A 15248-nucleotide genomic window follows, 5' to 3' on the forward strand; every position below is an offset into this window, starting at 1 on the left:
CGCTCCCGATTGGAGCGGACAAGATGACCTTCGAGTGGCCGGCGCACGGACTCAAGCTGCAGACCCGGATCGAGACGCGCGCGGCGACAATCGGCGTGATCGGCATGGGCTATGTCGGCCTGCCGCTGGCGGTGGCGTTCGGCGAGGCGGGCTGTTCGGTGCTCGGCTTCGACCTCGATCCCGAGAAGGTCGTCGCGCTCAATCGCGGCGACAGCTATATCAAGCACATCCCCGGCGGCCGCATTGCCCCCCTCGTGGCCGAGCAACGCCTCGCCGCTACCGCCGATCTCGATCGGCTGGGCGAAGTCGACGTGCTGCTGATCTGCGTACCGACGCCGCTCACCCGGCATCTCGAGCCTGACCTGAAATATGTCGAGCACACCACCCGCGCGATCGCCCATACACTGCGCAAGGGCCAGCTGGTGATCCTCGAATCGACGACCTATCCCGGCACCACCCGCGAGGTGATGCAGCCGATCCTCGAGGAGGACGGACTGCTCGCCGGCAAGGACTTCTTCCTCGCCTATTCGCCCGAGCGCGAGGATCCCGGCAACCCGACCTTCTCGACCACCAAGATCCCAAAAGTCGTCGGCGCCGACGATCCTGCCTCGGCGGGGCTGGCAATGGCGCTCTACCGCCACATCGTGCCGCAGGCGATTCAGGTCTCCTCGGCGGCGACGGCGGAAGCGGTGAAGATCACCGAGAATGTGTTCCGCGCGGTCAACATCGCGCTGGTCAACGAGCTCAAGCTGATCTTCACCGCGATGGACATCGACGTGTGGGAAGTGATCGACGCGGCCAAGTCCAAGCCGTTCGGCTTCATGCCCTTCTACCCCGGCCCGGGCCTGGGGGGACACTGCATTCCGATCGACCCCTTCTATCTCACCTGGAAGGCCCGCGAGTACAACCAGCATACCCGCTTCATCGAGCTCGCCGGCCAGATCAACGCCGGCATGCCGCAGCACGTGATCCGCGTGCTGGCGGATACGCTCGATGCCCGCTTTGGCCGGGGCCTGCGGGGCGCGCGCGTGCTGGTGCTGGGGGTGGCCTACAAGAAGAATGTCGACGACATCCGCGAGAGCCCGTCGCTCCGGCTGATGGAGTTGATTGAAGCCCGCGGCGCGACGGCCGATTTCCACGATCCGCACGTCGCCCAGATCAACGGCACCCGCGAGCACCCGACGCTCAACTACCGCTATGGCGTGGCATGGGACGAAACCGCGATCGCCGACTATGACGCGGTGCTGATCGCCACCGATCACGACGCGCTCGATTATGCGGCGCTGGCCGCCTCGGCGAAGCTGGTAATCGACACCCGCAACGCCTGCGGCAAGGCGGGCGTCACAGGCGAGAACATCGCACGCGCCTGAGGCGGTGCGCCGGACTGCCCGGCGCACCGCCCGGTGGGCTCAGCCCAGCGCCTTCTGCGCGAAGGCACGCACCGCCGGCTCGAGGTCCGGACGCGACAGTGCCACGGCGAGGTTGGCCTGGATGAAACCGGCCTTGTCGCCGCAATCATAGCGCGTGCCCTGGAAGGTCACGCCGTGGAAGGGCTGGTCGCCGATCATCCTCTGCATCGCATCGGTCAGCTGGATCTCGCCGCCGGCGCCCTTGCCCTGATTCTCCAGGATGCGCATCACTTCGGGCTGCAGGATATAGCGACCGATCACCGACAGGTTCGACGGTGCGGTGCCCGGTGCCGGCTTCTCGACCAGGCCCTTGACCTCGGTCAGCACGCCGTCCCGGCTGCCCGGCGTGATGATGCCGTAGCGGTGGGTCTGGTCGTCCGGCACTTCCTCGGCGCAGATAAGATTGCCGCCGACCTTGTTATAGGCATCGACCATCTGCTTCAGGCAGCCGGGCTGGCCAAACATGAAGTCATCGGGCAGCAGCACCGCGAAGGGCTCGTCGCCGACGATGTCGCGGGCGCACCACACGGCATGGCCGAGGCCCATCGGCTCCTGCTGGCGGACATAGGCGATGTTGCCCGGCTTCAGACGGGTGCCTTCCAGCACCTCGAGCGACTTGCCGCGCGCGGCCATCGTCGCTTCCAGCTCATAGGCGATGTCGAAATGGTCCTCGAGCGCGGACTTGCCGCGGCCGGTGACGAAGATCATCTGCTCGATACCGGCTTCCACGGCCTCGTCGACGGCGTACTGGATCAGCGGACGGTCGACGACCGGCAGCATCTCCTTCGGCATCGCCTTGGTGGCGGGCAGGAACCGGGTGCCGAGACCCGCAACCGGGAACACGGCCTTACGCAGCGGCTTGATCGTCATAACCCCCCTCGTGGTTAATTTTGGGTGCAGTGCGGCATAACCTTATACCGCGCGGGTGGCAAACGCGCGGGATACGTAATGGTTCGGTGAGGCATCTACGCTAGTTGGTGGAAATGGCACAGGTTCGCAAAAAGCTGTTCGTCGTCTTCGGCACACGCCCCGAAGCCATCAAGCTGTTTCCGGTAATTCGCGCGTTGCAGGCGTCGCCGGACTTCGAGGTCGTTACCTGCGTGACGGCACAGCATCGCGGCCTTTTGGATCAGGTACTGGCGATCGCCGGGATCACCCCGGATATCGACCTCGACCTGATGACCCCCGGCCAGTCGCTCGATGCGCTGACGGTGCGGCTGCTGACCGGCATCGGCGGCGCGCTCGATTCGATGCGGCCCGATCGGGTGATCGTGCAGGGCGACACCGCCACCGCGATGGTGGGCGCGCTGGCGGCCTATTACCGCAAGATCCCCGTCAGCCATGTCGAGGCGGGGCTGCGCTCGGGCGACATCTACCAGCCCTGGCCGGAGGAGGTGAACCGCCGGATCGTCGCGCCGATCGCCGACCAGCATTTCGCCCCCACCGAAACCGCCGCCAACGCGCTGCGCGACGAGAATGTGCCCGCCGCCACCATCCACGTCACCGGCAACACGGTGATCGACGCGCTGCTCGCGACGCGGGCACGAATCGCGGCCGAGCCCGGACTCGCTGCCGGGCTCGACCCGGTCGCCACGCGCTTTGCGGGCAAGCGGATCGTGCTGGTCACCACCCATCGCCGCGAGAATTTCGGCGAGGGCATGGCCGCGATCGCCGACGCTCTTCGCCGCATTGCAGCACGATCGGATGTCGCGATCCTTTTCCCGGTGCATCCCAACCCGAACGTCGTTGCGGTGATGGATGCAGCGCTCGGCGAACAGCCCAACATCGCGCGGATCGACCCGCTCGATTACCCCAATTTCATCCGCGCGCTGGGCATGGCCGATCTCGTGCTCAGCGATTCGGGCGGGGTGCAGGAGGAGGCGCCCGCGCTCGGCAAGCCGGTGCTGGTGATGCGCGAGACCACCGAGCGCCCCGAAGGCATCACAGCCGGCACCGCAAGGCTTGTGGGCACCGATGCCGATCGCATCGTCAAGGAAGTCTGCCGCCTGCTCGACGATCCCCAGGCCCATGCCGCCATGGCACGCGCGCACAATCCATTCGGCGACGGCCATGCCGCCGCGCGGATTGCCGACATCATCCGCGCCGGCTTTCGTGTCGGCTGAGCCGTCTTCCGATATTTTAACGCCTCTCTGCCAAGGTCGCCGCTCCTGATTTCGCGCGGAGTTTGCGATGCTTGTCACCAATGAGCCGAAGGTCGCAGTGCTCGGCCTCGGCTATATCGGGCTCCCCACCGCGGCGGTGATCGCGCGGACCGGCGCCCAGGTGCTCGGCATCGATGTCGACGCGCACGTGGTCGAGACGGTGAACTCGGGCCGGGTGCATATCGAGGAGATCGATCTCGACGGCCTTGTCTCGGGCGTGGTCGCACGCGGCAATCTCCGGGCGGCACTCGCGATCGAGCCTTCGGACGTCTTCGTCATCGCCGTGCCGACGCCGTTCGGCGCTAACCACGCGCCCGACATCGGCTATGTCCTGCAGGCGGCGACCACCATCGCCACGGTGCTCAAGGCCGGCGGCGTCGTCATCCTCGAATCCACCTCGCCGGTCGGCACCACCGAGAAGGTCGCCGAGTTGCTCGCCCAACTGCGTCCCGACCTCAAGGTGCCCGGGCACTGCAGCGGCAGCGCGGACATCGCCATCGCCTATTGCCCCGAGCGGGTGCTGCCCGGCCGCATCCTCGTCGAACTGATCGAGAATGACCGAGTGATCGGCGGCATCACGCCCCGCTGCGCGCGCAAGGCGTTGCACTTCTACCGCCGCTTCGTGCGCGGTGCGTGCGTCACCACCACCGCACGCGCGGCGGAGATGACCAAGCTGACCGAAAATGCGTTCCGCGACGTCAACATCGCCTTCGCCAACGAGCTTTCGATCCTGGCCGAGGGCATGGACGTCGACGTGTGGGAGGTGATCCGCCTCGCCAATCGCCACCCGCGCGTCAATATCCTCTCGCCAGGCCCCGGCGTGGGCGGTCACTGCATCGCGGTGGATCCCTGGTTCCTTGTCCACTCTAACCCCGCGCAGAGCCCGCTGATCCGCACCGCTCGCGAAGTGAACGACGGCAAGGTCGCGCACACGATCGCGCGCGCAGAAGCCCTGATCGCCCAGCTGCCGGGCGCGCCGATCGCCTGCCTGGGCCTCGCCTTCAAGGCGAATATCGACGATTTCCGCGAGAGCCCCGCGCTCAAGGTCGCGCAGGCGATCGCCGAGCGACACGGCCCCCGCGTCCGCATCGTCGAACCCTATGCCCACGCGCTCCCCCCTGCCCTTGCCGCCGCGGGCGCGACGCTGACCGACATCGACAGCGCGATCGAAAGCTGCCCGATCTTCATCGTGCTGGTCGACCATGACCTGTTCAAGTCGGTGCCGCTCGACGAGCGCGCGGGCAAGCTGGTCTACGACACGCGCGGCATCTGGCCGGACCAGCCCGCGCCGGAGAGCATCGCAGCCGGCCTGCGCCTCGCCGGGTGAACCGGCTCACCGCACTGTTCCGCCGCGCCGAGCCGCCGGCCTATGCGCTGCCGGCGGACACCCGCGCCTATGCGATCGGCGACGTCCATGGCCGGCGCGACTTGCTCGAGGAACTGCTCGCCCGGATCGACGCGGAGCGGGCGGCCGATCCCCGCCCCTGCGAGCACCTGGTGCTGCTCGGCGACCTGATCGATCGCGGCCCGGACTCGCGCGGCGTGCTCGATCTGCTGCTCGAACGACAAGCCGCAGACCCGAGCATGACGATCCTCGGCGGCAATCACGAAGCCATGCTCGTCGCAATGCTCGACGGCAATCTGCGCGATCTCGAAAGCTGGCTGCACTTCGGCGGCGAGGAATGCGCGGTCAGCTATGAGCTCGACCCGATCGCGCTGCTCGCCGACCCGGCAGGTGCGCCCGCACTGCTTCGCGCTGCGATTCCCGAGGCGCACGTCGCGCTGCTCCGTGCGCTGCCCGACTTGCTTCGAGTCGGCGATGTGCTTTTCGTCCATGCTGGCATTCGCCCCGGTGTCGCGCTGGACGCGCAGGACCCGCAGGACCTGCGCTGGATCCGCACCCCGTTCCTCCGCAGCACCGCCGATCACGGCGTGCTTGTCGTCCATGGCCACACCGTCGTCGGCGAACCCGACATCCATCCCAACCGAATCGCGATCGATACCGGGGCCAGCGCCACCGGCCGCCTTACGGCGCTGTGCCTCGACGGCGCAGACCGCCGCTTCCTCGCCACCGGCGCCTGATCCGAGCCGGACGTCTGCGCCAAGCCGTCATCCCGGCGAAAGCCGGGATGACGGACGGGGCGGAATGCGATTTCACCCTCCCGAAGCCCTTCGGTGCACACGAAAAAGCCCGCGAGGGTCGCTCGCGGGCTTTTCAAACCTTAGCAATCGGAAGCTGCTTACTGGGCGGGGGCTTCGCCTGCACCCTGCGGCATGCCGCCCTGCTGCTGCATCATCATCTGGCGGATGACCGCGGCAGGCACCAGTTCCTGCATGGTGACGTCGAAGATCAGCACCTGGTCGGACAGTTCGTTCTGCTGGCCGCCCTCGGCGCCATAGCCCAGCTTCGGCGGGAGCCAGAAGCGGTAATGGGCGCCCTTCTTCATCAGCTTCACGCCTTCGGTGAAGCCCGGGATCATCGGCTGGCCGATCTGAAAGCGCATCGGCGTCTTCGGCTGGAATTCCTTGCCGCTGCGCAGAACGCCGCGAATCTCGGTGACGACACCGTCCTGCTCGGCAGGATTCGCGCCGCTTCCGGCCTCGATCACCTGATACTGGAGACCCGACGGAGTGGTCTGGATGCCCGACTGGTTCTTGTGCCACGCCATGAACGCGTCGGCATCGAGATGCGACGCGGCGGGCGTGCGCGTGCCGGTCCAGGCAAGCGCAGCGGCGATGGCAGCCGCTGCCAGCACCCCCAACCAGATCCAGAGCTTGTAGCTGCCCTTGACGGGCTGGAGCGGAACGGCGGTCACCGACATGATCGGACTCCGGCGGGGAAGGCATCCCCGTTTATGTAGGAAACAGAAACGACGGCGCGCGCTGATTCAACGCGCGCCGGTCAGGCCTCAACGGGCGCTGTCGCGCTCCATGCGCTTGCGCTCCAGCTTGCGGGCGCGACGCACGGCGGCGGCACGCTCGCGCGCACGCTTCTCGCTCGGCTTCTCGTAGTGACGGCGCAGCTTCATCTCGCGATAGACGCCTTCACGCTGCAGCTTCTTCTTGAGCGCCCGCAGCGCCTGGTCGACGTTGTTGTCGCGAACGATGATTTGCATAAAGTCGTACAGCTCCGATCAAACTCAATAGCAATGGGCCGCCGAAACCATAGGTGCGGCGTCGAACGGGCCTCCTATCAGCGCCCATTCGATTCTTCAAGCAAAAGCGTGCGCGGCGCAGCAGCTTCCGTAGATTAGCGGGCCCGCTGCGCGCCAACCCGGATTACAGCAGATTGCAGTGCTGCAACCCGGTCGATAGAATCGGGTCCCAATACCCACTTCATGATGCAGTCAGCCCCCGCATTGGACCTAGAGACCCGCCTCCTGATCGTCGACGATGATCCCGGTATCCGCGAGCTCACCGCCGCCTTCCTGGCCCAGCATGGCTATGTCGTCGACACGGCCGAGGATGCGACCACGATGCGCGCGGCGATCGCCGCCAACAGCTATGCGCTGGTCGTGCTCGACCTGATGATGCCCGGCGAGGATGGTCTGTCCATTCTGCGCACGATGGACCGCCAGGCCGGCCCGGCGGTGATTCTCCATTCGGTGCTCAGCGAAGACATCGATCGGATCGTCGGCCTCGAGATGGGCGCGGACGATTATATTGCCAAGCCGGCCAACCCGCGCGAGCTGCTGGCGCGGATCCGCTCGGTACTGCGCCGGGCCGTCACCGCGCCGACTGCGACGGGTACGCTGGAGCGCAGCTATCTGCGCTTCGCCGGGTGGCGGCTCGATCCGGTGGGGCGGCAACTCTATGATCCCGAAGGCGTGCTGATCAACCTGTCGGACGGCGAGTTCCGCCTGCTGCTCGCCCTGGTAGAGCGGCCGCGCCGGGTGCTCACCCGCGACGCGCTGCTCGATTATTCGCGCGGCGCCCATGCCGAGCATTTCGATCGGGCGATCGACGTGCAGATGAGCCGGCTGCGCAAGAAACTCGCCCGCTCGGACGCGGACGAGTTGATCCGCACCATCCGTAACGAAGGCTATATGTTCATCGCCGAGGTCACCACCAAGTGATCGGACGCCCGGCGTCGATCGTGGTGCCGATGATGCTGTTCGCCATCACCTCGGCGGCGGTGGTGATGCTGGTCCAGTTCGCGGTGGTGTTTCACGGCCCGCCTCCCGGCTTCGGGCCGATCCCGATTGCCCGGGTCGCCGATGCGCTGCGCACCGGCCGCGCGCCCGTACGCATCCATGGCGAGGCGATCCACCTTTACTACGCCGACAACGAGCGTTTCGGCCGCACCGAAGAGCGCGCCTTTCCCGAGCGAGATCAGGCGATCGCCGCGCTGATCCCGGCCCCGGCGGGCAGCGTGCGCGGCTATTATGAATGGCCGACCAGCGATCCTGACCAGGACATCCATGGTAGCTTCACGATCGGGCGCCGCACCGATAGGGGCTGGCTGGTCGCCTCCGTCAGCCGCGCGCCGACGCTCGGCCGTTGGCGAGTCGCGATCCTGCAATGGATGCTGCTGACGCTGGTGATCCTGTCGCTGCTCGCCTGGGCGGCGGCGCGGCGGATCTCGCGCCCGATCCGGCGTCTGGCCGAAGCGGCGAAACGTGCCCGGCTCGGCGCCCCCGAGGCGATTCCGCTCGACGGACCGCGCGAGATCCGCGAACTCGGCCGCGCGATGGAGGCGATGCAGGTCCGCATCCTCCAGCAGGCCGAAAATCGCACCGTGATGCTGGCGGCGATGGCACACGACCTGGGCACGCCGCTCTCCCGCCTCGCCTTCTGGATCGAGCAACTGCCCGAAGCGGCCCGCGAACGCGCCGTCGCCGATATCGGCGAGATGCGCGCAATGCTCGCCGCGACGCTGCGCTTCACCCGCGACGACCGCACGCACGGCGAGATGGTGCGGCTCGACCTCGGCTCGCTGATCGACAGCCTTGCCGACGATCTCGCCGCGGCGGGTACGAACGTAACGGTGGAACCCGGCCCGCGCATGGTGCTGATCGGCGATGCGCAGGCCCTGCGGCGGCTGTTCGGCAATCTGATCGAGAATGCGATTCGCTACGGCCATGCCGCTCGAATCAGCTGGAGCGTTCGGAACGGGCATGGCGAGATCCATGTCGACGACGAAGGGCCCGGCTTCGATCTTTCGCGCGCCGAGAATCTTTTCGCGCCGTTCGTCCGCGGCGAAAGCTCGCGCAACCGCGCGACGGGGGGCACGGGCCTGGGCCTCGCCATCGTGCGCTCCATCGTCGAGCTGCACGGGGGCGAGGTGATGCTGGCCAACCGGCCCAGCGGCACGGGCGGCCGGGTGCGGGTACGGCTGCCGCTCGCAACCTGACGCAACACCTCGTTACGCTCCGACATCGCCCGGCGACGTTCCTGCGCCAGGGTTCGTGCAAGCCGCAGCCCCAACGGCGGCTCCGCATCGCGCGTACGGCTTTCCGCGCGATCGCATCTCCGCTCGCCGAGCGGCGTGCCGCCCCCTGTGCGCGCCTTTCCGGCGGGCGGAGCTTTGCTATACAGGCGGGCGATGGCCGATATATCCGATGCTCCGCTCGACCGCGGCACCCGTCTTCGCTCGATCCTCGGCGGATCGGCGGGCAACCTCGTCGAATGGTATGACTGGTATGCCTATGCGGCGCTCGCCAGCTATCTCGCCCCGCATTTCTTCGCGCCCGGCACCGCGCAAGACCTGAACGCCTGGATCGTCTTCGCGATCGGCTTCTTCATGCGGCCGATCGGCGGCTGGCTGATGGGCGTCTATGGTGACCGGCACGGCCGCAAGGCGGGGCTGAGCCTGTCGGTGACGCTGATGTGCGCGGGTTCGCTGCTGATCGCGGCGACGCCCAGCTACAGCGCGATCGGCTGGCCCGCCACCGCGGCCCTGGTGCTCGCGCGGCTGCTGCAGGGCCTGTCGCTCGGCGGCGAATATGGCGCGAGCGCGACCTATCTGTCGGAGATGGCCGGGCGGCGGCACCGCGGCTTCTTTTCCAGCTTCCAATATGTCACGCTGATCTCGGGCCAGCTCACCGCGCTGGTGGCGCTGCTCGCGCTGCAGGCGGTGCTGCCCGAGGAGAGCCTGCGCGCATGGGGCTGGCGCCTGCCCTTCGCGCTGGGCGGCGTGCTCGCGCTGCTGGTCTATTGGCTGCGCCGCCGCCTCGCCGAGACCGAGAGCTTCGCCAAGCGCGACCGCAAGGCGGCCTCGGGCGCGTTCGCGCTCTTTCGTCAGCACCCGCGCGAGGCGATGCTGGTGCTGCTGCTCACCGCCGGCGGCACCCTCGCCTTCTACGCCTACACCATCTACCCGATCACCTTCCTTAAGAAGACCGCCGGTTTCTCCGATGCCGCGGCCACGCAGGTGAATGCGGCGGCGCTGTTCGTGTTCATGCTGGTCCAGCCGCTGGCGGGCGCGCTGTCCGACCGGATCGGCCGCAAGCCGCTGATGATCGGGTTCGGGGTGCTGGGGGTGTGCTTCACCTACCCGATCTTCGTCGCGATGGAAGGCGTGCGCGACGGCGTCTCGGCCTTCTGGCTGATGACCGCCGCGCTGCTGATCGTCACCGGCTACACCGCGATCAACGCGGTGGTGAAGGCCGAGCTGTTCCCCGCGCATATCCGCACCCTCGGCGTCGCGCTGCCCTATGCGATGGCTAACGCCATCTTCGGCGGCACGGCGCCGTCGGTTGCGCTGTGGTTCAAACAGGAAGGCTGGGAGCGCGGCTTCTATTGGTACGTCACCGCGATGATCGGCATTTCGCTGATAACCTATGCGACGATGCGCGACACTGCCCGCAACAGCCGTATCGCGGAGGACTGAGGATCAGGCGAGGATCGCCCCGCCCCGCTTGGCGAGCACCCGGCCGATCGCATCGAACAGCGCGTCCATCGCCACCGGCTTGAACAGCACGTCGTCGGCGCCGGTCGCCAGGCAGCGCTCGCGCAGGTCGAGCGCGGTGTCGGCGGTGACGACGATGATCGGCAGGTCGGCCTTGGCATCGGGACGCGCGCGGATCTGGCGAATCGTCTCGAACCCGTCGGTGCCGGGCATGCGCAGATCCACCAGGATAATGTCGAAGGTCTCGTCGTCGATCCGGGCGAGGCCTTCCTCGGCCCAGGCGGCCTCGGCCATCGTCGCCCCGGCCACATCGAGCATGTCCTTCACGACGCGCCGATTCATCGGATCGTCCTCGATGAACAGGATGTTCATCGACACTGGCCCTTCTGGGCAGAAACCGGCGTTCTGGCCACGTTGTGCATGTCTCGGTGTATTATCGCCCTAAGCCGCCTGCGAGACAAGCGGGTCTTTCCCCAGTCTGTTCTTTTTCCGCGCGGACGCGGGCAGTGCCGCTGCTACCAATTCCGTTCCAGCGACCGGCTTTTCTATCACCTGTGTTAGGCCGGCGTCCAGAAATTGCGAACGTTGTTCGGCGTTCTTGCCGCTCCAAAGCAAGGTCGCGCATAGATTGGACTGTATCCTGCATAGGATAGCGATCCGCTCCACCAGATCTTGCGTTGGGGTGGCGAGTGCCGCTTCGTCAATGACCAGCGCGTCGAACTGCTCCAATTCGAGTAGCTGCAGGGCCTCATCGCGATCCCTGGCGAATCGCACGCGGTCGACTTCGGCTTCGAACAGGGTCCGCAGCATCGCCCGGGTGATCGGATTGCTCTCGAGAATCAGCACGCCGGTGCCCGCTTCGCCCGCGCCGGGAAGCGTCGCCGGTGGCTCGGCGCGCAAGAGCGGCAGGTCGAGCGTGAAGGTCGAGCCTTCGCCCGGCGTGCTCGCCACCAAGATCGCGCCGCCCAGCGCTTCGGCGAGGTTGCGACAGATGGTGAGGCCGAGGCCCGTTCCGCCATATTGGCGCGTGGTGCTGGAATCCGCCTGGCGAAAGCTCTCGAAGATTTCACCCAGCTTGTCGGCCGGGATGCCGATTCCCGTATCGGAAACGGAGATCCGCAAGCGTTCGCCGACATCGCCTTCGCCCTGCGCAACCTCTGCCGTGAGCCCGATGGCACCGGCCGCGGTAAATTTGAGCGCGTTCGACAGCAGGTTGAACAGCAACTGTCGCAGCCGGCTGGGGTCGCTGACGATCCAGCCGGGCGCGCCGTCCAACTGAACGTCGAACGCCAGCCCCTTGGCCTGCGCCGGATCGGTCCACAGCCGCGCGACTTCCTCGGCGAGCGTGCGGAAGTCCATCGGCACCGGGTCGACGCTGAGGTTGCCGCTTTCGATCTTGGCGACGTCGAGGATGTCGTCGACCAGCGCCCGCATCGTCAGCCCGGCGCCCTGCACCACTTCCAGCCGCTCGCGCACGTCGCCAGCGATGGCGTCGTCCGCGAGCATCACCTGGGTCATGCCGAGGATGCCGTTCAGCGGGGTGCGAATCTCATGGCTGGTGGTCGCCAGGAACTCGGTTTTGGCACGCAGCGCCTTTTCGAGCGCGGCATTGGTGGAGGCGAGCACGCGGTTCGCCGCACGCACCTGGTTGCGGCTACGCCGGATGGTAAACAGCCCGACGCTGAGCAGCAGGATGACGACTAGGGTGGCGAGCCCGAGCGAGAGGAACAGCACGCGCTGGAAATGCGCGGCCTTCTGCAATTGCTCGGTCTTGAGCCGCTGGATGGTGAGTTCCTGGTTCGCGTAATCGAACCGGGCCGCCATCAGCGCGGCGCTGTTGGTGGTCGCCACCTTGGCCGCCTCGTCGCTCAGGCGCTTGAGCGCTTCGAGGTGCCGCAGCGCCAGCCGATCCTCGCCGAGCTTGCGGTAGATGAGATAGGCGAAGAAGTGCGGGATCCGGAAGTCCTGAGTGGTGGTGGCGAGATCGAGACCGGCGAAGGTCTGGCCGATCAGCGCCGCCGCTCTCGACGTATCCCCCTCGTCAAAGGCCAATTTCGCCGCCGTTGCGCTTAGCAGGCGCCGTAAGCCGGCAGCATCGCTTCCGGTCGCGAGCGTGAAGGCACGCGCGAGCGTCGCCTTGGCGGCTTGCAGATCGCGCGCTTCGACCTGGCTGCGCGCCAGGTTGTCGAGAATGCGCGCCTCGAGCATGGGCTTGCCGAGCTTGCGGGCCAGCGCGATCGCCGCGCCATATTCCGCGTCCGCCTCCTGATACCGCTCCAGCAGCAGCAGCACGTTGCCGCGGCGGTTGTGCAGCGTAAGCGAAAGCAGTGGGTCGCCGCTGTAAGCAAGGGCGGCCTGCCGATAATAGCGCTCCGCCCGGTTGTGATCGGACGCCGTTGCATATAGCGAGCCGATGCTCTGCAGCGCAATCGCCTGCCGTCTCGGCTCCCGCACGTCCTCGAACACGCGATAAGCGCGCTGGAAGGCGACGAGCGCATCGGCGGACTTGTCCTGCATCAGGAACAGATTGCCCAGCGCGATCTGCAGATCGCCCTTCAGCGCGACCGGAGCCTTGATCGTCGAGACGATGCGCGCGGCACTGTCCAGCGATCGCTTGGCTGGGCCGATCTGGTCGCTGCGGAGTTGCACCTCGGCACGCAGCCACAGTGCGGTTCCCCGCACCAGCGCCTGTTCTGCAGGATCCGCACTGCGGCCGGCCATCGCATCGATCTGCTGGATCAACGGGTTCGGATCTTCGGACTGGTCGACGATGCGGTTGCGGGCCTGCTCGACCAGCGCCGCGACATTCTTGGGTAATTGCTGCGCGTGCGCGGCGCCTCCGAGCGAGGCCACGAGCAGCAATCCAGCAAAAAGGATAGGCGAGTGGCGCAGAGCGCGACAGCTCACGCGCGCGTCCACGAACTTCCGGACCGGAGAAACACCGGGCGGCTCGCCATGGTCTCGGCCAGCTGGTCCTGCTCGCCGAGATAGGAACAGAGCGCCGGGAAGGGCACGGGGCGCGAGATCAGATAGCCCTGCACAAGGTCGCAGCCCATGACGCTGAGCAGCGCAAGCGCCGCCGGCGTCTCTACGCCCTCGGCGGTGACTTCCATCTCCAGCGCGTGCGCGAGATCGATCGTCGACCGCACGATCAGCGGGTCGCGATGGCTCGAGGTGAGCTGGGTGATGAACATCTTGTCGATCTTCAGCTCCTTGGCGGGGAGCTGCTTGAGATAGGCAAGCGAGGAGAGACCCGCGCCATAATCGTCGATCGCCAGCACCACGCCGTGATCGGCGAAGCGCTGCAGGTGGCGGATGGCGCTCTCCGGATCACGGATCACCGCCGTTTCGGTGATTTCGAAGCCGAGCTTCGCCGCCGGGTTGGCGGTGATGATCTCGCAGACCTCGTCGATGAACCCCGCATTGGCGAGCAGCATGCCCGAGATGTTGAGGAACAGCGGGATATCGTGCCCCAGCGCGGCAAGCCGGCGCTGGTCGGCGATGACCTGGCGCAGCGTCCACAGCGTGAGCGGGCCGATCAGCCCAGAGTCTTCCGCAGCCGCGATGAAATCGCCGGGCATGATCAGGCCACGATCGGGGTGCTGCCAGCGGATCAGCGCCTCGGCGCTCGAAACCTGTTGCTGGCGAACATTGATCTTGGGCTGGTAGTGGAGGAACAGCTCGCCCGCCGCGATCGCGCGCGGCAAATCGGCGATGAGCGTCAGGCGATCGACCGCGTGGTCGGCCAGCGAGAGATCGATCAGCTCGAAACCGCCAGCATCCCCCGCGCGCTCCAGCGCGATTTCGGCGACCTCGAGCAACCGAAGCGTGTCGCCCTCCTCGACCCCGGCACATGCCGCACCGATCGCGAAATCCAGCCGGACTTCCGGCAGGGCATCGCGCTGATGCGCATCGAGGTCGTGGCGCAGCGACCGCAGGCGCATCGTAGCCTCTTCGCGATCCGCGGCAGCGACGTGGAATTCGATCAGGTCTCGGCCGACGCCGATCAGCTGGACGCTCGGGGCGAGGGCGACGATTCGGGCCGCCAGCGTCTCGGCGGCAAAGTGCAGACCATTTTTGCCGAGAATGCGGCGCGCTGTCTCGAAATTGGTCACGCGGCACAATGCCGACACGTTCAAGCCATGGCTCACCGAATGCCCTCCCGCCGCCTGCTCGGCCACACACCGATAAAGGACAGATTCGCGAAAAACTACTGGCTGATGCGCAAACCAGCCAAAAACCGGCATTTTTTACGACTGCATGCCGCCTGCCGCCCCCTGTCTGATCCCTGCGGACCCGCCCGGAATCGTCGGACGAGGAGGATTACGAAACACGTTTAAAGAAAAGGTAAACGAGAATTTGCGCATATGCGCAAATCTCGCCCTCCGCAGAATCCCCGATTGCGGAAAAGTAAATTTTTCATTAACGAAATGACTTGCGCGGAACAGCGCAGAAATGGGAGCCAAAAAAATGAAGTTCTTCACCCTCTTCTTCCGTGATGGCGTCACTGGCACGGACATCCGCCCGCTCTGAATTCAACCATATGGAAGCCGGCGCCGCGAGGTAGCCAGCTGACATTAACCAGGAAAAAGGCCTGCCCCCGCAGGCCTTTTTCTTTTGCGGCCAACGGCCTGACGCAATTGCTGCACTGCAGTGGGTTGCGGTCGCGGCAGGTTCGGTTAAGAGCTTTGCCGGACCGCTGGAAACAGCACTTTCGGCACAGGGGAAAATCGTGCGCATTGCGATGATCGGCACGGGCTATGTGGGCCTGGTATCTGGAGCCTGCTTCTCGGACTTCGGCCACGAAGTCATCTGCGTGGACAAGGA

Annotated in this window: 14 protein-coding genes; 8 read left to right on the forward strand and 6 right to left on the reverse strand. The window is 66.5% G+C overall.

The window, feature by feature from the left end; all coding sequences use genetic code 11:
- The first annotated feature begins 23 nt into the window (after nt 1-23).
- Entirely contained in the window at nt 24-1370 is a 1347-nt protein-coding gene (locus GGR89_RS19455; RefSeq protein ID WP_125977219.1) for a nucleotide sugar dehydrogenase, read from the forward strand.
- Between the two features lie 39 nt (nt 1371-1409).
- On the opposite strand, the gene galU is transcribed toward GGR89_RS19455, so the two are convergent.
- Nucleotides 1410-2279, reverse strand: a complete 870-nt coding sequence (gene galU / locus GGR89_RS19460) for a UTP--glucose-1-phosphate uridylyltransferase GalU (RefSeq protein ID WP_125977218.1) — start codon at nt 2277-2279, stop codon at nt 1410-1412.
- Nucleotides 2280-2392: 113 nt separating this feature from the next.
- Here galU and wecB point away from each other — a divergent pair, with 113 nt between their 5' ends.
- The 3 genes from wecB to GGR89_RS19475 all read left to right on the forward strand — a co-directional run bounded on the left by wecB (nt 2393) and on the right by GGR89_RS19475 (nt 5653).
- Complete coding sequence (gene wecB / locus GGR89_RS19465) at nt 2393-3532, forward strand: non-hydrolyzing UDP-N-acetylglucosamine 2-epimerase (protein WP_125977217.1); 1140 nt, start codon at nt 2393-2395, stop codon at nt 3530-3532.
- Between the two features lie 67 nt (nt 3533-3599).
- Nucleotides 3600-4898, forward strand: coding sequence for a UDP-N-acetyl-D-mannosamine dehydrogenase (gene wecC, locus GGR89_RS19470; RefSeq protein ID WP_125977216.1), 1299 nt, complete (start codon nt 3600-3602; stop codon nt 4896-4898).
- On the forward strand, nt 4895-5653 hold the full coding sequence (locus tag GGR89_RS19475; protein WP_125977215.1) for a metallophosphoesterase family protein: 759 nt from the start codon (nt 4895-4897) through the stop codon (nt 5651-5653). Before wecC ends, GGR89_RS19475 begins: the two co-directional genes overlap by 4 nt.
- A 158-nt stretch (nt 5654-5811) precedes the next feature.
- Here GGR89_RS19475 and GGR89_RS19480 read toward each other — a convergent pair whose 3' ends face one another.
- Together GGR89_RS19480 and rpsU are read right to left on the reverse strand one after the other, a co-directional pair.
- A complete protein-coding gene (locus GGR89_RS19480) occupies nt 5812-6393 on the reverse strand; it encodes an FKBP-type peptidyl-prolyl cis-trans isomerase (protein ID WP_125977214.1) in 582 nt (193 codons plus the stop codon).
- A gap of 87 nt (nt 6394-6480) precedes the next feature.
- Nucleotides 6481-6687: a 30S ribosomal protein S21 gene (gene rpsU, locus GGR89_RS19485; RefSeq protein ID WP_010545388.1), complete on the reverse strand. Its 207-nt coding sequence runs from the start codon at nt 6685-6687 to the stop codon at nt 6481-6483.
- A 222-nt stretch (nt 6688-6909) separates the two neighbouring features.
- Here rpsU and GGR89_RS19490 point away from each other — a divergent pair, with 222 nt between their 5' ends.
- The 3 genes from GGR89_RS19490 (at nt 6910) to GGR89_RS19500 (ending at nt 10403) form a co-directional block, all read left to right on the forward strand.
- Complete coding sequence (locus tag GGR89_RS19490; RefSeq protein WP_125977213.1) at nt 6910-7647, forward strand: response regulator; 738 nt, start codon at nt 6910-6912, stop codon at nt 7645-7647.
- On the forward strand, nt 7644-8924 hold the full coding sequence (locus GGR89_RS19495; RefSeq protein WP_241213551.1) for an ATP-binding protein: 1281 nt from the start codon (nt 7644-7646) through the stop codon (nt 8922-8924). The genes GGR89_RS19490 and GGR89_RS19495 overlap by 4 nt, the downstream gene beginning before the upstream one ends.
- 192 nt (nt 8925-9116) lie before the next feature.
- Complete coding sequence (locus tag GGR89_RS19500) at nt 9117-10403, forward strand: MFS transporter (RefSeq protein WP_125977212.1); 1287 nt, start codon at nt 9117-9119, stop codon at nt 10401-10403.
- A 3-nt stretch (nt 10404-10406) separates the two neighbouring features.
- Here GGR89_RS19500 and GGR89_RS19505 read toward each other — a convergent pair whose 3' ends face one another.
- The 3 genes from GGR89_RS19505 to GGR89_RS22445 all read right to left on the reverse strand — a co-directional run bounded on the left by GGR89_RS19505 (nt 10407) and on the right by GGR89_RS22445 (nt 14572).
- The gene (locus GGR89_RS19505) at nt 10407-10793 is read right to left on the reverse strand and encodes a response regulator (protein WP_125977211.1); all 387 of its coding nucleotides are present in this window, start codon (nt 10791-10793) and stop codon (nt 10407-10409) included.
- A 69-nt stretch (nt 10794-10862) separates the two neighbouring features.
- Nucleotides 10863-13274 (reverse strand): ATP-binding protein, encoded by a 2412-nt coding sequence (locus tag GGR89_RS22835; RefSeq protein ID WP_125977210.1) that lies wholly within the window; start codon nt 13272-13274, stop codon nt 10863-10865.
- Between the two features lie 50 nt (nt 13275-13324).
- A complete protein-coding gene (locus GGR89_RS22445) occupies nt 13325-14572 on the reverse strand; it encodes a putative bifunctional diguanylate cyclase/phosphodiesterase (protein ID WP_241213550.1) in 1248 nt (415 codons plus the stop codon).
- Nucleotides 14573-15153: 581 nt separating this feature from the next.
- Between GGR89_RS22445 and GGR89_RS19525 the strand changes: the two genes are divergently transcribed.
- A partial coding sequence (locus GGR89_RS19525; RefSeq protein WP_167713054.1) for a hypothetical protein occupies nt 15154-15248 on the forward strand: 95 nt, incomplete at its 3' end.

The organism is Sphingomonas trueperi (assembly GCF_011927635.1).
Taxonomy (GTDB): Bacteria; Pseudomonadota; Alphaproteobacteria; order Sphingomonadales; family Sphingomonadaceae; genus Sphingomonas; species Sphingomonas trueperi.